The sequence below is a fragment of the Bacillus sp. AY3-1 genome (assembly GCF_008368785.1).
In the GTDB taxonomy this organism is placed as follows: Bacteria; Bacillota; Bacilli; order Bacillales; family Bacillaceae_G; genus Bacillus_A; species Bacillus_A wiedmannii.
Genome location: NZ_QORZ01000017.1, coordinates 182,352 through 198,067, shown reverse-complemented (window position 1 = coordinate 198,067; position 15,716 = coordinate 182,352). Strand labels below are relative to the sequence as shown.

Annotated in this window: 24 protein-coding genes; 12 read left to right on the top strand and 12 right to left on the bottom strand. The window is 36.1% G+C overall.

Going from position 1 to position 15,716, the window contains the following annotated elements; translation table 11 throughout:
- The 3 genes from DN389_RS16555 to DN389_RS16545 all read left to right on the top strand — a co-directional run bounded on the left by DN389_RS16555 (position 1) and on the right by DN389_RS16545 (position 1,667).
- Positions 1-624, top strand: a complete 624-nt coding sequence (locus DN389_RS16555) for an ABC-2 transporter permease (RefSeq protein WP_149237372.1) — start codon at positions 1-3, stop codon at positions 622-624.
- 13 nt (positions 625-637) lie between these two features.
- Positions 638-1,231, top strand: a complete 594-nt coding sequence (locus DN389_RS16550; protein ID WP_088123388.1) for an ABC-2 transporter permease — start codon at positions 638-640, stop codon at positions 1,229-1,231.
- 250 nt (positions 1,232-1,481) lie between these two features.
- Positions 1,482-1,667, top strand: a complete 186-nt coding sequence (locus DN389_RS16545; RefSeq protein ID WP_048531110.1) for a hypothetical protein — start codon at positions 1,482-1,484, stop codon at positions 1,665-1,667.
- Between the two features lie 16 nt (positions 1,668-1,683).
- On the opposite strand, the gene DN389_RS16540 is transcribed toward DN389_RS16545, so the two are convergent.
- The 6 genes from DN389_RS16540 to DN389_RS16515 all read right to left on the bottom strand — a co-directional run bounded on the left by DN389_RS16540 (position 1,684) and on the right by DN389_RS16515 (position 4,966).
- Positions 1,684-1,941: a DUF3975 family protein gene (locus DN389_RS16540; RefSeq protein WP_087985176.1), complete on the bottom strand. Its 258-nt coding sequence runs from the start codon at positions 1,939-1,941 to the stop codon at positions 1,684-1,686.
- Between the two features lie 15 nt (positions 1,942-1,956).
- Positions 1,957-2,271 carry a DMT family transporter gene (locus DN389_RS16535; protein WP_000312623.1) on the bottom strand — a complete coding sequence of 105 codons (315 nt, stop codon included), beginning with the start codon at positions 2,269-2,271 and terminating at the stop codon, positions 1,957-1,959.
- A gap of 1 nt (position 2,272) precedes the next feature.
- On the bottom strand, positions 2,273-2,605 hold the full coding sequence (locus DN389_RS16530) for a DMT family transporter (RefSeq protein ID WP_000312344.1): 333 nt from the start codon (positions 2,603-2,605) through the stop codon (positions 2,273-2,275).
- Positions 2,606-2,676: 71 nt separating this feature from the next.
- Positions 2,677-3,258 (bottom strand): TetR/AcrR family transcriptional regulator, encoded by a 582-nt coding sequence (locus DN389_RS16525; protein WP_142343562.1) that lies wholly within the window; start codon positions 3,256-3,258, stop codon positions 2,677-2,679.
- Between the two features lie 98 nt (positions 3,259-3,356).
- A complete protein-coding gene (locus tag DN389_RS16520) occupies positions 3,357-4,334 on the bottom strand; it encodes a LacI family DNA-binding transcriptional regulator (protein ID WP_098189923.1) in 978 nt (325 codons plus the stop codon).
- Between the two features lie 248 nt (positions 4,335-4,582).
- Positions 4,583-4,966, bottom strand: a complete 384-nt coding sequence (locus tag DN389_RS16515) for a rhodanese-like domain-containing protein (RefSeq protein WP_000108656.1) — start codon at positions 4,964-4,966, stop codon at positions 4,583-4,585.
- 170 nt (positions 4,967-5,136) lie between these two features.
- On the opposite strand from DN389_RS16515, the gene DN389_RS16510 reads away from it, so the two are divergent.
- On the top strand, positions 5,137-5,973 hold the full coding sequence (locus DN389_RS16510) for a lipoate--protein ligase family protein (protein WP_000514072.1): 837 nt from the start codon (positions 5,137-5,139) through the stop codon (positions 5,971-5,973).
- Positions 5,974-6,001: 28 nt separating this feature from the next.
- On the opposite strand, the gene DN389_RS16505 is transcribed toward DN389_RS16510, so the two are convergent.
- The 3 genes from DN389_RS16505 to DN389_RS16495 form a co-directional block, all read right to left on the bottom strand.
- Entirely contained in the window at positions 6,002-6,841 is an 840-nt protein-coding gene (locus DN389_RS16505; RefSeq protein ID WP_000111929.1) for a hypothetical protein, read from the bottom strand.
- A 200-nt stretch (positions 6,842-7,041) separates the two neighbouring features.
- Positions 7,042-7,713: a DUF1129 domain-containing protein gene (locus DN389_RS16500; protein ID WP_149237371.1), complete on the bottom strand. Its 672-nt coding sequence runs from the start codon at positions 7,711-7,713 to the stop codon at positions 7,042-7,044.
- A gap of 5 nt (positions 7,714-7,718) precedes the next feature.
- A complete protein-coding gene (locus tag DN389_RS16495) occupies positions 7,719-8,036 on the bottom strand; it encodes a PadR family transcriptional regulator (protein ID WP_076540145.1) in 318 nt (105 codons plus the stop codon).
- A gap of 156 nt (positions 8,037-8,192) precedes the next feature.
- Here DN389_RS16495 and splB point away from each other — a divergent pair, with 156 nt between their 5' ends.
- From splB to DN389_RS16480, 3 genes are all read left to right on the top strand, one after another.
- Complete coding sequence (gene splB, locus DN389_RS16490; RefSeq protein WP_000802111.1) at positions 8,193-9,218, top strand: spore photoproduct lyase; 1,026 nt, start codon at positions 8,193-8,195, stop codon at positions 9,216-9,218.
- Between the two features lie 144 nt (positions 9,219-9,362).
- A complete protein-coding gene (mntR, locus tag DN389_RS16485; RefSeq protein WP_001143070.1) occupies positions 9,363-9,791 on the top strand; it encodes a transcriptional regulator MntR in 429 nt (142 codons plus the stop codon).
- A 54-nt stretch (positions 9,792-9,845) separates the two neighbouring features.
- Positions 9,846-10,508 carry an HAD family hydrolase gene (locus tag DN389_RS16480; protein ID WP_142343563.1) on the top strand — a complete coding sequence of 221 codons (663 nt, stop codon included), beginning with the start codon at positions 9,846-9,848 and terminating at the stop codon, positions 10,506-10,508.
- On the opposite strand, the gene DN389_RS16475 is transcribed toward DN389_RS16480, so the two are convergent.
- Entirely contained in the window at positions 10,505-10,906 is a 402-nt protein-coding gene (locus tag DN389_RS16475; RefSeq protein WP_001014467.1) for an SA1362 family protein, read from the bottom strand. The two genes, DN389_RS16480 and DN389_RS16475, sit on opposite strands and share 4 nt — an antisense overlap.
- Before the next feature lie 79 nt (positions 10,907-10,985).
- Positions 10,986-11,906 carry a DUF1385 domain-containing protein gene (locus DN389_RS16470; protein ID WP_088123381.1) on the bottom strand — a complete coding sequence of 307 codons (921 nt, stop codon included), beginning with the start codon at positions 11,904-11,906 and terminating at the stop codon, positions 10,986-10,988.
- A gap of 244 nt (positions 11,907-12,150) precedes the next feature.
- Between DN389_RS16470 and DN389_RS16465 the strand changes: the two genes are divergently transcribed.
- From DN389_RS16465 to efp, 4 genes are read left to right on the top strand one after another with little or no spacing between them, the layout of a single operon-like run.
- Positions 12,151-12,639 (top strand): YqhR family membrane protein, encoded by a 489-nt coding sequence (locus DN389_RS16465; RefSeq protein ID WP_116892318.1) that lies wholly within the window; start codon positions 12,151-12,153, stop codon positions 12,637-12,639.
- A 52-nt stretch (positions 12,640-12,691) separates the two neighbouring features.
- Positions 12,692-13,132 carry a type II 3-dehydroquinate dehydratase gene (aroQ, locus tag DN389_RS16460; RefSeq protein ID WP_000757087.1) on the top strand — a complete coding sequence of 147 codons (441 nt, stop codon included), beginning with the start codon at positions 12,692-12,694 and terminating at the stop codon, positions 13,130-13,132.
- A 4-nt stretch (positions 13,133-13,136) separates the two neighbouring features.
- A complete protein-coding gene (gene pepQ, locus DN389_RS16455) occupies positions 13,137-14,198 on the top strand; it encodes a Xaa-Pro dipeptidase (RefSeq protein ID WP_098189932.1) in 1,062 nt (353 codons plus the stop codon).
- 21 nt (positions 14,199-14,219) lie between these two features.
- The gene (gene efp, locus DN389_RS16450; RefSeq protein ID WP_000626521.1) at positions 14,220-14,777 is read left to right on the top strand and encodes an elongation factor P; all 558 of its coding nucleotides are present in this window, start codon (positions 14,220-14,222) and stop codon (positions 14,775-14,777) included.
- Positions 14,778-14,814: 37 nt separating this feature from the next.
- Here the strand turns inward: efp and DN389_RS16445 are convergent, their stop codons facing one another.
- Positions 14,815-15,135, bottom strand: coding sequence for a hypothetical protein (locus DN389_RS16445; RefSeq protein WP_060488302.1), 321 nt, complete (start codon positions 15,133-15,135; stop codon positions 14,815-14,817).
- 293 nt (positions 15,136-15,428) lie between these two features.
- On the opposite strand from DN389_RS16445, the gene DN389_RS16440 reads away from it, so the two are divergent.
- Positions 15,429-15,710 (top strand): YqhV family protein, encoded by a 282-nt coding sequence (locus tag DN389_RS16440; RefSeq protein WP_000816054.1) that lies wholly within the window; start codon positions 15,429-15,431, stop codon positions 15,708-15,710.
- The last annotated feature ends 6 nt before the right edge of the window (positions 15,711-15,716 follow it).

Sequence of the window (15,716 nt, the reverse complement as noted above, 5' to 3'; positions counted from 1 at the left end):
ATGATCAAGCAATTAGTTTTAAAAGATATGATGATGCAAAGAAAGTTAGGGTTTGTTTATCTTATATGTTTCTTGTTCCTGCTCATTGTTGATTTTTGTAGTGATAGTTTTTTGATGACATTTAGCATGTTTGTACCTACTCTTGGTATGATACTGTCAATGAGTTATGAGGGGAAAAATAAAAGCGAACTGATAGTAAATAGTTTACCGTTTGACCGTAAAGATATTGTCATAGGGAGATACGTATTTGTAAGTATTTTAGTTGCTTTAGGTGGATGTTTCTCACTAGTGGTTGGTTTACTACAGCTACAAAATGAATATATGACTGGATTTATGCTGTGGGGAGAAATTCTCGGAGGTATAACAGGTGGGGTTGTTTGTAGCATAATTGTACTTCCGATTGAATTCTCAGTAGGATATAGCAGTGTAAAACAAATTGCTCCGTTCGCCGGACTTGCATTGGGGTATTTAAGTGGACTGATTGTAAGTAACGTCTGGTTAGATGTAGAAAATGCTTGGAACACGAGTTTAGTCGTAAATATTTGTTTTATAGCAGGGCTGCTTCTTTTATATGTTATGTCCATGTTTTTCTCAATTCATTTGTATAATGAGCGTGATTTATAAGGAGGGAGTGATTGTGAAGCAACTTATAATTAAAGACTTTATCGTGCAATGGAAGTATTTAATATGGCACTTAATATACCCTCTTTTCTTGTATATGACATTAATAGACATGAAAAGTTTTTACATAATTATGTCAGCCATAATTCCAGTAATAGCAATTTTAAAAACATTTAATGACGATAAAAAATATAATAGTGAAGTAATAGTAAATAGTTTGCCGCTAGCGAGAAAGCAAATTGTGTTAGCTAAATACATAATGGCACTTATTATTTTTATTATAAGTATGATAGTGTCTAGTCCTGTAGTAATCAATCGATTTGAAGATGGAACTTTTGAATTTATAACGACAACAGTAATTACGATTTCTGGCTTTGTTTTTATATATTTAAGCATTGTTTTACCAATATTGTTTTGGTTTGGCTATAAAAAAGCTTCTTTTATTACGCTTTTCATACTAATAGCACCGACAGCAATTGGTACTATGTTCTTTGAAATCAGCATGGAACAAATTCAACTATATAACAGCTTGTTATTCAGTAGTTCAATATGCATGTTCATAGTATCTATCTTCGTTTCAGTGAAATTGTATGAGAAGAGAGAATTTTAAAAGGTGCCTTATAGAAGGCACCTTATTCAATAACGACAATATGAAAGTAAGAGTTTATAAACAGAGAGGCTATTCGGTACAACATCTTTTGGAGTATGTAATATAAAGCTGAAAACGATAACGAGAATGAGAAAGAGGAAAAATAAAAATAGGATCTGCTTATGTATAGAATTTTGCATAGTATTCACTCCTTTTTTAGGTAGTATGTCCAAAAGAAAGGAGTGTATGAAAAATTTTAGGGGGGAGAATGATGAACAAAAGAAAATGGTTATATAGAATAGGGATATTTTTATTTTCAATCGGTCTCATTTTAGCAAATTTTTACTCAGATATACCATCACCATTTCCTAATTTACATAAAGGAATTGGTATAAGTATTGTCATAGTTGGTCTTCTTTGTCTTATCACATCAAACTTCTATAGAAAGTCTGAATGAATGTAAAAAAGGACAGTTACTCTTTTTCAGAAGTACTGTCCTTTTTAAATAATTTATTCCATAGTTTGGCGATACTCCATATAATGACGATTGCAATGGAGGCAATAACTGACCAAGCAATAGATGCAATTTCAAGTGCCATGCTAGGAAGGAAGGTAAGAATGGATACTATTTTATGAAACAACCATTCTATTATATGAAAACTGATTTGCAATAGAATGACACTCCCGAGTGTAATCCATGCTAACATTTGTTTTCCTTTTTCTTTCCACATGACATTCACCTCACGTTAGCTTAATAGTTTTAAGCCAACAGCGCCGCATAGAATGCAGCTTAAGAAGGCAAGACGACGCCAATCCGCTGATTCGCGGAAAATAAGAATACCTAGAAGTGCACTTCCCGCAGTTCCGATTCCAGTCCAAATCGCGTAAGCAGTTCCCATCGGTAACGTGTTCATCGCAAGGGATAAGAAGAAGAAACTTACGCCGAAGTTAGCGATTAAAATAACTTTTGGTGCCCAGCCTTTCTTTTCAGTGGCTACTTTCATAAAGAGTACACCAATAATTTCACAAATACCAGCTAGAATTAAAAATACCCAAGCCATTTTATGCGGCCTCCTTCGCTTCTTTTTCTTCTGTTACTCGTTTTAGCCCAATTACTCCGAAGAAGATTAAACCGATTAATAAAACTTTTACAATAGAGAAAGGTTCTCCGAAGACGAAAATCTCTGTAAGAACGATCCCACCAGCTCCAATTCCTGTAAAGACTGCGTATACAGTGCCGACAGGTAAATCTTTATAAGCTCTAAATAATAAGACGAAACTAATTGTAATTAATAACGCAACACCAGCCCATTCAAGTGGTGCCTCCGCTTTTTTTAGTCCAATCACCCAAAAGATTTCAATAATACCAGCTATGATTACATAAATCCATGCCATATGTCATTTCTCCTTCCTACCAGTCGTTAGGTAAAGGGCTTAAAAACGACGCATTGCAAAGGAGCAATCCGTCAGTTTGAAAGACCTCGCCAAAATACTTGCCAAGAGGCGTTTAAACGAGTCTCAAAGCGATTTAAACCTGCAAATAGTAGTTCAACCATAAGTCCGTCCAGTAAGCATAGAAAAGCTTCTAGAGCGTCTTTTACTTCAATGTTATGCAGTTCACTTTGCTCGTTTGCCTGTTTAAATATAGGGAATAAAAGTTTTCCGACGTTTTCAATGTGTGCATTCGCTTTTTCGATAATTTGTACGCGAAATGCATCAGGCGGAAAATAAGAAGTTCGTAACCAAAACATTGATTCTTCACTTTCACCAAATCGTTGTGCGTAGCCCTTTAGTAACTGTAAGAGCAATTCTTCAGTAGACGAATTTGAAAATTTTTCGATATCGTCTGTGAAGCTCTGTAAATCTTTTTGAAGAGCAGATTCTAAACATATAAAATATAGCTCTTCTTTTCCTTTAAAGTGTGCGTAAATCGATGGTTTTTTAATCCCAACTTCTTGAGCAATATTTGCCAATGAAGTTCCTTCATAGCCGTAGCGTGCGAAATGAGAAAGTGCTACAGCTTTAATGCGGTTTGCTGTCATTTTCATCCCCTACCTACCGTTCGTTAGGTTCATTATATGAGATGGAAAATATAAAGTCAATAGGTGAAGAGCTGAAAAAGAGCGCTACAGGTAACACTCTTTTTTTAGACAGTATCTCGCTCAATTAAATGGAATGAAAGCTCTTCTGCCTTCCCGGCAATTTGCTCGCTTTGGATTTGTTTATGGAATAAAGAAAAAGCATGTGAGCCCATTGCGAGACCGGGGTGTTCAATTGTGGAAATTTCTAACGCCTTTGAAATTTCATGATTATCAAATCCAAGGATAGCAAGTTCTTCAGGGACTCGAATGCCATGTTTTCGCGCCTCTGTTAATAAACCAGCTGCAACTTGATCGTTCGCTGTAAAAATAGCGGTTGGGCGATTTTTCATGTTTAAAATGCGATGAAGTATTTTTGCACCATCCTGCATCGTATAGCATTGATGAAAAATCCAATCTGGATGTACCGTTTTACCTTCGTTATGCAGCGTATCAGCAAATGCTTTTTCGCGCTCCATAGAATTTGCACTCGTTTTTCTTGCTAAACAGATTCCGATTTTTTCATGGCCTTTACTGAGTAAATAGGCAGTGCCGAGACGGAAGCCTTCATAGTGATCTACGTAGACGGATGAAATGAGGGGATGCTTTATCTTTTCACATGAAATAATAGGGGCAAATTTTGCGAAAGGTTCAATTTGTTCCCAAGAACTCGTTCGAGAGCAAATAATCATTCCGTCGAATTGTTTCATTTTCATCATTTCAAGAACACGAATCTCTTCGAGGCTATCGTAATTTGTTTGACATAAATTAATGTGATATCCAGCTGCTAACGCTTCGTTTCCGATTCCTTCAATAATGGTACTAAAGTATGGAAGATTAATGAAGGGGAGCATAACCCCGATTGTATATGTTTTTCCCTTTATTAAATGAATAGCATTTATATTTTTTGCATAGTTCAATTCTTCAACAGCATCTAGAACACGCTTACGTTTTTCTTCTTTTACGTAAGGGTGATTATTAAGGACGCGGGAAACAGTTGATATGGATACACCAGCGGTTTTTGCAATTTGTTTTATATTGGCCATATGTATCACCTCTTTCCCTTATTATAAAGGGAAAATAACAAGAATGAAAAAATCTTGACCTGAAAAGCTTTTCACAAACTATGGTATGAATAAGGCTTCTTTTTATTCGCGTAACCTTTTCACTTGGGCGTAAGAATGATAGGGGTCTTTTTGTTTGCAAAATAGTTTTGTCAAAATGTGTGAGAATAACGTGGAAAGTTTTCAAATGAAAAAACTAGCTGAATCATTCAGCTAGTTTTTGTATGTTATTATTTCTTTTTAATTTTTCCAGTCCACGTTTTGAATCCACCTTGTAATTGGTAGAAATCTTTGTAGCCTTGTTTTTTTAAGTATTGAGCTGCACGACCAGTACGGAATCCGCTTTGGCAGTATAAGTAAACTGGTTGATCTTTGCGAAGTTCTTTATGACGAAGGCGAATTTGTGATAACGGAATGTTACGTGCGCCTAAAATATGTCCTGCAGTATATTCGTCTGCTTCGCGAATATCGATAAGCTGTGCTTTACGGTAGCCAGCGCGAAACTCTTCTTCTGAAAGTGTTTTAATTAATTTTCTCTGATAGAAATACATCCATACAGTGTAGCCGATGAACGCTACGATTACGGCTAATAAAATAATCCAAGTTGTTGACACGGTTCTATCGCTCCCTTTTTTCTTATCCTACTTTCAATATTATAATGCCCGTATGTATTTATGCAACAGATTCATTTGCATATAAGAAGAAATTTCGTATTCTTTCACAAATTTTGTCGAATTTGGTAGACTAGAGAATGTGAAAAATAATTGGTTATATGAGGTGCAGGATGGGAAAAGAAAAATGGTGTTATATTAACTCTGGTCAATGTTCACCGGCATTTAATATGGCGTTAGATGAATGTTTATTAAATTGGCAAAGTGAAAAGAAAATGCCACCAACCATTCGTTTTTATGAATGGGAAGTACCAACATTAACAGTTGGGTATTTCCAGCGTGTTGAAAAAGATATTAATATGGATGTAGTTAACGAAAAGAAATATGGATTCGTTCGTCGTCAAACAGGCGGCAGGGGTGTACTACATGATAAAGAATTAACGTACAGTGTTATTGTGTCTGAAGATCATCCAAATATGCCAAAAACAGTTACAGAAGCGTATCGTATTATTTCGCAAGGTTTATTAGACGGTTTTAAGGCATTAGGATTAGAAGCGTATTATGCAGTTCCAAAAACAGAAGCAGACCGTGAAAATTTAAAAAATCCACGTTCAGGCGTATGCTTTGATGCACCGTCTTGGTATGAAATTGTAGTAGAAGGAAGAAAAATCGCAGGTAGTGCTCAAACACGTCAAAAAGGTGTGATTTTACAGCACGGATCGATTCCGTTAGAAATAGATTTAGATGAATTATACGATCTGTTTTTATTCCCGAGTGAACGTGTAAAAGAGCGTATGAAGAGTATGTTCTCTTCTAAAGCGGTAGCCATTAATGAATTAACAGACCGTACGTTTACAATCGAGCAGTTAATTAAAGCGTTTGAGGTTGGGTTTGAAAAAGGATTAGATGTAGAGCTTGTTCCGTATGAATTAACAGAAGAACAGTTACATGAAGTCCAAACATTAGCAAAAGAGAAGTATGAAAGTAAGGAATGGAATTATAAAAAATAAGAGGTGGCAATTGCCACCTCTTATTTTTTTATAGTAAATTAAGTACTTTTTCTACTTTGATTCCTTTATCTTGTAAAGAACGAAGGCGATTTACAACGTCCATAATTTCTTTGTCAAATGTAACGCTAATACCTTGGCTTTGTAGTTCTTTTTTTAAGCTTTCAATAGAATCATCTATGTCGATGCCAAGCTCGTAATCTTGACAAACTTCAATTGTCTTTTTCACAAGTTTAACATAATTTTCTTGTAGTTTTGTATTTGTTTCAGTCAAAGCAGGTTGCTTCGGTTTTGCAGGAGCGACCGGTGCTGTCTCTTGCTTTGTAACTGGAGTTGGTGCTGCCTTTTTCACAGGTGCTGGAGTAGATAGTTCCACGGCTGCTTCTACACTTACTGGCTTCGGTGTCGGTACCGGAGTAGGTTTAGGTGCTGCAGGTGTTTCTACTCGCGTAACAGGTTTTGGAGCAGGTGTAACTGCTTTTGGAGCTTCTACAAATACTTCTTTTTTCGGAGTAGCTTCTACAACAGTTTCTTCTTGCTCAGCAGCTTCTTTATTTTCTTTGCTCCACATAACGCGTTCAACTTCTAGAGAAACATTATTTTTGTTCATCGCTGTTAATGTAACTTTACCAACTTCAGCGTTCCCAGTGAAATCAACAATTTTATAAATAACACTCTTGTTCCAATCCACGTTTCCGCTCAAAAATAATTCTTCGTTACATTTCGGCGTTAAGCCCTCGATTTTAATTTCTGCGTTTACACCGTTTTCACTATATACCATAATTAGCGAAGCATTTACATCTTCGTCTGCTAACATTAGTTCACGTACCATTTTGCCGGTGCGTACTTGCGTTTTCTTCTTAACTGACATTTAATTTCTCCTCTCAAAAATTCAGTAATAATAAAAAAATCGTATAACGAAAAATAATTGCTCACGAAGATTTATGATACCGATAATAAAAGCATCACGTCAACAATTAACTTTAATTATTTTGCATTTTTCTTATTTTCTTTATGAAATTTTTCAATTTGTAAAATTAGACAGAAGAAAAACAGCCTTTTGAAAGGCTGTTAAAAATTTGATTTTTTATATAGTAATTTATATAAAACAAAAAATAAGATAGCGATTAAGGCGTTTTGCCAAAAGGTTAGATGATAAATGAGATAAGGTTGTTTTTTAAAATAAATATTTAAGAATATAGCGGAACAAAATGGGATAGCAAATGCGAATCCAAATAGAATTCTTCTTTTCCAATTCATTTTCTGATCAAAGGAGTACCGCTTTAATAAATATAAAATGAATAGTATACCTAGTATAATTATTGAAACCGACAAAGTAGTTCCAAGGATACTAAAAGGTGGACTTATTATTTCGGTGTTCTTTTCAAAAAAGAAAATGAAAAGAGAAGCAATGGTGTCCATTCCAAACTGTATAGCGAGAAGTAAGCTAATAACAAAGCCGATTAAAGAAGTTTTTTCTAACATTGTTTGAACCGGCAAAGCCGATATGAGTTCATCACAATAAGATTGTAAGTCATCACCAAAAATGTCATAAGCATTTTTATTTTCTGTTTGTGCTTCGATGAGATGGTCTAATATTTCTAGTAATAGTTCTTCTACTTGTTGTTCTGGCACGTTAGATAAACGAAGATAAACTAATATATCGCTATAAACAACTTCATTTTCAGGTGTTAGAAGTTCGCGTTTTTTGTTGTTCAATTTAATCATGTCTTGCGCATTCATCCTCATCACTCTCCCTGTAATAAATTGTTCACCGTTGTTGAAACCATTCCCCAGCTTTGTTTAAATTCTTCAAGCTGTTCTAATCCTTTAGCGGTTACGTGATAATATTTACGTTTTGGACCGAGTGAGGAGGCTTTTAATGTTCCTTCAATCAATTTTTCTTTTTGCATACGTAACAATAACGGATATATGCTTCCTTCGCTTACGAATGTAAATCCGTGTTTATTTAATTTTGTACTCAGTTCATATCCGTACACTTCTTCTTGTGAAATGATGTATAGGATGCAACCTTCGAGCACACCTTTTAACATTTGGCTGTGCATGATTTCACCACCTTTTACTCAGGTAACTTGCGTTGCAAGGTAGCTGTTATCCAAATTATAACATTCAGTAACTTGCAACGCAAGTTACTGAAGTGGAAAACTTTAATGAGTGTTAATTTTTCATCGTTTCCCATACTAACGAGAGGAGGGAAGTATATGAAACCATTTATGCCAAAACTCGTTTACTTTGAACCGAAGGCACTCGAATATCCGCTTGGAAAAGAGCTGTATGAGAAGTTTACGAAGATGGGATTAGAAATTCGTGAAACGACATCCCATAATCAAATTAGAAATTTGCCAGGTGAAAATGACTTGCAAAAGTATCGTAATGCAAAGGCAACACTTGTCGTTGGGGTGAGGAAAACATTAAAGTTTGATACGTCAAAACCGTCAGCTGAATATGCAATCCCGCTCGCAACGGGGTGTATGGGACATTGTCATTATTGCTATTTGCAAACAACACTTGGGAGTAAGCCTTACGTTCGCGTGTATGTCAATCTTGATGAAATATTTGAGAAGGCAAAGCAGTATATGGATGAAAGAGCACCAGAAATAACAAGGTTTGAAGCGGCTTGTACATCAGATATTGTTGGAATTGATCATTTAACACATGCATTAAAGCGGACGATTGAATTCATTGGAGAAAGTGAGCATGGGCGTTTACGTTTCGTTACGAAATATTCGCACGTTGATCATTTATTAGATGCAAAACATAATGGGAAAACTCGTTTTCGATTTAGTATTAATTCACGGTATGTAATCAAAAATTTTGAGCCGGGGACATCACCTTTTGAAGAACGAATTGAAGCAGCTCGTAAAGTAGCAGGTGCGGGTTATCCACTTGGGTTTATAGTTGCGCCACTTTATATGCATGAAGGATGGGAAGAAGGATACCGTGAACTATTTGAGCGACTGTACAATGCGCTAAAAGATTTGTCGATACCGAATTTAACATTTGAATTAATTCAACATCGCTTTACAAAACCAGCAAAAAAGGTCATTCAAGAGCGTTATCCGAATACGAAGCTTGAAATGGATGAAGAGAAGCGCAAATATAAATGGGGACGATATGGCATCGGGAAATACGTATATAAAAAAGATGATGCAGAAGTATTGGAAGAAACGATTAGAGGATATATTCATCACTTTTTTCCTAACGCAGAAATTCAATATTTTACATGAAAAGAACTTGTATTGGAATGCAAGTTCTTTTTTCTTTTAAATATTTAGGCTTGTTTTCAACTTGTCACGTTATTCTTTCTGGTGTATCATTTTATTGATTGCTTCGTACGGAATGAGCAAAATGAAATTGGATGGAGGAAACCGATGCCTACCCCTAGTATGGAAGATTATATTGAACAAATTTATTTGTTGATTGATGAAAAGGGTTATGCCCGCGTATCTGATATTGCTGAAGCGCTGAGTGTACATCCATCCTCTGTAACAAAAATGGTGCAAAAATTAGACAAAGATGAATATCTAATTTATGAAAAATATAGAGGGCTTGTATTAACATCAAAAGGTAAAAAAATCGGAGAGCGTCTCGTATACCGTCATGACTTGCTAGAGCAATTTATGCGTATTATCGGTTTGGATGAAAGTAAAATTTACAATGATGTAGAAGGAATTGAACATCATTTAAGTTGGGAAGCAATTGACCGCATTGGTGATCTAGTGCAATATTTTGAACAAGATGAGATTCGAGTGGAAACACTTCGTGGCGTTCAAAAAGCAAATGAAGAGAAAAGTAATTAAGGGGGAACGTATGTCGTTTCCTTTTTTATTTCAACCGAAAAGGATGGGGAAATTATGAAAGCAATTATTTTTGATTTTGATGGATTAATTGTGGACACAGAAACAATATGGTTTCACTCTTTCAGAGACGCCGTTCGTGAGTACGGTGGGGAGTTACCTTTAGAGGAATTTGCAAAATGTATTGGAACGACAGATGATGTACTATATGCATATTTAAATGAGCAATTAGAAGAGAAGTTTAACAAGGATGCATTAAAAGAAAAAGTGAAAACTTTACATAAAGAGAAAATGAAAATACCAGAAGCTCGTGACGGGGTAAAAGAATATTTAGAGGAAGCGAAAGAAATGGGATTGAAAATCGCATTAGCTTCCAGTTCATCTAGAGAATGGGTTACTTCTTTTTTGAAAGAGCTACAAATTCGAGATTATTTTGAAGTCATTAAAACAAGGGAAGATGTTGAGAAGGTAAAACCGGATCCAGCACTTTATCGAATTGCGATAGAAGATTTAGGGATTGATCCGTCTGAAGCTGTTGTATTTGAAGACTCGTTAAACGGATTAAAAGCAGCGATTGCAGCAGGATTAAAGTGCGTTGTTGTACCTAATGATGTGACACGGAATTTACCATTTGAAAATCATCATCTTCGAATTGAAAGTATGAAAGATAAAAGTTTGAAAGAAGTACTACAAAATATAAAAAAAGACCGTATTTCCTAAAAGGAAGCACGGTCTTTCTTTTTGTTTTTTTTGCCTTCAATGACAGTTAAATGAGATTGTTTTCTTTTTCGCTTCAAAGTGGAAGGAGCGCCTTTCTTACCTTTGTCATTAGAAGCGTTTGATTTCAAGAAAGAATTGCTTAGGGGTGCTACATTTTGTTTCCCATGTTTGCGGTTCGATTGTTTCGCTGCACGCTTATAAGAGCTTTGCGAATTTGCAGAACCACTAGAATTTGTAAACATCTTGTATAGCAAATAAAAGATACCGACAACAAGTAACATGTACCCGATATTTCTTAATACACCCATTGGATTTGTAATGACAGATGAGACAAGGCCGAATATTGCTAATCCGATAATAAGCATAACTATAGCGAATGTAAACGAACGACCGTTCATAAGGGACACCTCCTAAAAACATATATTAAAATTAGTATATTAACGATGAGGAAAGGAGTTGAACACCAATTTCAAATAATTATTGTTTGTTTTCTAAACGTAATAATTCTTCAAACGATGCAATGGCTACTTCCACTTGATCATCTGTTGGTTCTTTCGTTGTTAATAGTTGCAGCCATAATCCGGGATATCCAAGTATGCGTAATACTGGAATATCGCGTAATCGATTTGTAAATTGTAACACTTCAAAAGAAATGCCGAGAACGACTGGAATTAATAAAATTCGGTTTACGACTCTGGCCCAAAGTGGATCTGTAGGGACAAGGAAATAAACAAACATTCCAATAATGACTGTAAATATAATAAAGCTACTGCCACAGCGATAATGAAGGCGAGTTTGTTTTTGAACATTTTCTACAGTCATTGGAAGATTATTCTCATAGGCATTAATTACTTTATGCTCCGCACCATGGTACTGAAATACCCGTTTAATAAGTGGGGTTAAAGAAATAAAGTATATATAGCTCAATAATAGCATGAGCTTAATGACACTTTCGACAATGATTTGCCCTGTATGAGAAGGGCAAATCGGTCTCGTTAATTCAGCTAGTAGTGCAGGAACTGCTGTGAAAATGACTTTACCGAATATGAAAGATAAAACGCCAACTGCTGCAACTCCTAATACCATCGTTAATTTCGATTGTTCTTCTTTGTTATTTGCAATTTGTTCGTCTTCTTCTGGGTGGACATCAAATCGTTCTGAAGCAAAGTTTAAATGTTTTGCTCCATTCGCACTTGCATCCACAATAGCGGCAATCCCTCGTAAAAATGGAATTTTTTTCAGGATAGATAATGCTTTATTACGAACGCGTGGTAATCGATAAAATTCAATCGATTTATCTTTACGACGAACCGCTGTAACAGTATATTCTCTACCGCCAAACATAACTCCTTCTATGACTGCTTGCCCGCCATATATTTGTTTTGACTCTTCTGCCATGTTAACACCAACCTGTATTTGTTTCTCTCTTATGTAGAAAAAGAGGCAATTGTCATACTGGGTTCTGTCATTTTGAAATAAGACAATCACCGAGTTTCCTTTATTTTATCGACAAATACAAGTATATGACAAGGAAAAATGTTACGAGAGTCGGACATTTCTTATTCTTTTTATAGACAAATTTCGCAGTATTTAAACATGGTTCAAAATAGTTTCGGGCATACTATTGAGCGGAGGTGTCGATGTGAGTCAAGAACAATTAGGAACAAGGAATTATGTGCAAATTGGTTTGTTTGGTGGAATTTTTTGGGGGGGGATATGGTATTTCCTTCATATATTTTCATTCACGGAAGCGGGACCGAACTATTTACTATTACCATTTGCCTTTGGAAGCTGGAAAGAAGGGGTATGGGGCAATGTATCAGGAATTATTTGTATGGGATTACTCTCAATTTTGATTGCCTTTTTGTATAAAGCGTTTTTGGCGAAGTTTGAAGGAATTATTCCAGGAATGATTTATGGGCTATTTTGGTGGGCGTTACTATTTTTCGGAATGGGATTAATAGCGCCTGCCATTAAAAGTGCACTCCATTTACCGAAAGAAACAATTGTGACGACGATATGTATTTTTATATTGTATGGTGTGTTTATAGCATACTCTGTTTCCTACGCAGTAAATACGAATAAAGCTGAGCGAGAAGGGGAAGAGAAGACAAACTATTCAAATAAGTGACTCCTATGTTAAAATGTTGTATAGATATTTAATATTAAGGAGTTTTAAACATATGAAAAAGGTACTCCTCGTAAACGGTCCTAACCTAAATCGCCTCGGTGTCAGGGAGGTAAATGTATATGGAAAGGGCACGCTAGCGACACTTGAAGCAGATATGAAGCAAGAAGCAGAAACAATGGGAGTGGAGTTAGAATGTTTCCAATCGAATCATGAAGGTGCGATTATCGATCGTATTCATGAGGCGGAAGATATATATGAAGGGATCATTTTAAATCCTGGAGCATTTACGCATTATAGCTATGCGATTCGAGATGCAATTGCGAGCATTTCGATTCCTGTTATTGAAGTACATATTTCTAACATTCACCAGCGTGAGTCGTTCCGTCACGAATCTGTGACGGCAGCTGTTTGTGCGGGACAAATTGTTGGATTTGGTTTTTATGGCTATAAGTTAGCGTTATTTGCATTAATGGAGAAATTGAGGGAGGCATAAAGTAATGGAGAAAATCGAAAGAGTAAGAAGTGCATTTGATGAGGCTGGTATTGACGGTATTTTGTTAACAAATGAACATAGTCGTAGATATATGGCTAACTTCACAGGAACAGCTGGTGTTGTACTGATTTCGAAAAATCGTGCTCAATTTATTACAGATTTCCGATATGTAGAGCAGGCTAGTAAACAAGCGGTTGGATACGAGATTATACAGCATGCAGGATTAATCATTGATGAAGTTGCAAAGCAAGTGAAGGAACTGGGAATTCAAAAGCTTGGCTTTGAGCAAGATACTCTTACATATAGTTCTTATTCAGCGCATAAAGAAGTAATCGATGCTGAATTTATCCCAACTTCTGGGCTTGTAGAAAAGTTACGCTTGATAAAGACTGATTCAGAGATTAAGATATTAAAGGAAGCTGCACAGATTGCAGATGCTGCCTTTGAACATATTCTATCATTCATTCGCCCGGGAGTATCTGAAATTGAAGTGTCAAATGAACTTGAATTTTTCATGAGAAAACAAGGAGCAACATCTTCTTCGTTTGATATTATCGTTGCTTCAGGTCTTCGTTCGGCATTACCGCACGGCGTGGCATCTGAAAAAGTGATAGAAACAGGAGATTTCGTTACATTAGACTTCGGCGCTTATTACAAAGGATATTGTTCTGATATTACTCGTACGATTGCAGTTGGTGAACCATCTGATAAATTGAAAGAAATTTATAATATCGTTTTAGAAGCACAATTACGTGGTGTGAACGGTATTAAAGCTGGTTTAACAGGCCGTGAAGCGGATGCGTTAACGCGCGATTACATAACGGAAAAAGGATATGGTGAATACTTTGGACACTCTACTGGTCATGGAATTGGTCTTGAAATCCATGAAGCACCAGGTTTAGCGTTCCGTTCTGATACAGTACTTGAACCAGGAATGGCTGTAACAGTAGAACCAGGTATTTATATTCCAGGTATTGGCGGCGTACGTATTGAAGATGATATCATTGTAACAAGTGAAGGTAATGAAGTAATTACGAAATCACCAAAAGAACTTATTATTTTGTAATATACAGGAGGATTTTTTTACATGATTTCAGTAAACGATTTTCGTACAGGTTTAACAATTTCAGTGGACAATGCCCTTTGGCAAGTAATGGATTTCCAACACGTAAAGCCAGGTAAAGGTGCTGCATTCGTTCGCTCTAAACTACGTAACCTTCGCACAGGATCTGTTCAAGAGAAAACATTCCGTGCAGGTGAAAAAGTAGAAAAAGCACACATCGAAAACCGTCGTATGCAATACTTATACGCGAGCGGTGAGTCTCACGTATTTATGGATAACGGAACTTACGAGCAAATCGAACTTGGTGAAAACCAAATCGAGCGCGAACTTAAATTCCTAAAAGAAAACATGGAAGTATCTATTATGACATACCAAGATGAAGTACTTGGTGTTGAACTTCCGAACACAGTTGAATTAAAAGTGTCAGAAACAGAGCCAGGTATTAAAGGCGATACAGCTTCTAACGTAACAAAACCAGCTACATTAGAAACTGGTCTTGTTGTACAAGTACCAATCTTCATTAACGAAGGCGAAATGCTTATCATCAACACTGGTGAAGGTAAATACGTTTCTCGTGCATAGTAGAAAAGCACTCGTGATCATCACGAGTGCTTTTTTTTTATAGGAAATAGGGTAGATAGTAAATAGCAGTGATAATAAAACTAACTAAAACAAGTGAAAGAGTACCCGCCATATATGGAGTGAAAACGATTTGAAATGGTTTTATTTCGCCAGTCTCAACGCCAGTCAGTGTTTTACTGATTGCGTGATCCGTAATGTTGTTTCTATGAGTATTCATAATAATTAACCACATAATTGCAAATATCGCTAAACTTCCAAGGAAAAAGGTCTCCATAAATGACCAACTGACCAATTTTGAAAAAAGATAAATAAGAGCTAATTCTATTACAATTGTTAAACTAATTTTCAATACCTTCATACTTTCCCCCCTCATTTTGCACATATAGTCAATTTTTAAAAAATGGCGCGATACGATATGTAGTACACGAGATGACTTTAGTTCTATCTCTCATGCTGCATCGTCTATACTCCCCATCACTACTGAATATACCATAATATCCCATTGGACAATACGAATATTCGGACTACGGATAGACGATAGAGAAATATTATGTTTTTACTTCTGAAATAGACAACCCCTGCATATGGTTGTACAAATATATTCTTTTTTGGAATGTAGCAATAGTAACCGTTATGGGAGAAGGTGGGAGAATGAAACAGTGGCTAGCGGCAATGGAAACATCCGTGCTTGTAATGGGGTTACTTCGGTTGTTTTCAGGTAGCGCGGAAATATTCGCCGCTTTGCTTATGCTTTATGTGAATGATGCGAAGAAAGCATTGTTTATAAATGGTATGTTGGCGTTTGTTGGACCGACCGTATTAATTTTAACAATGACAATAGGCATAGCGAGTGTGGCAAGTGAGATTTCTTTCTTGAAACTCTTTTTTCTAGCGCTTGGAATTGGCTGCATTTTTATCGCGTTGTTGAAATAGTAAGTC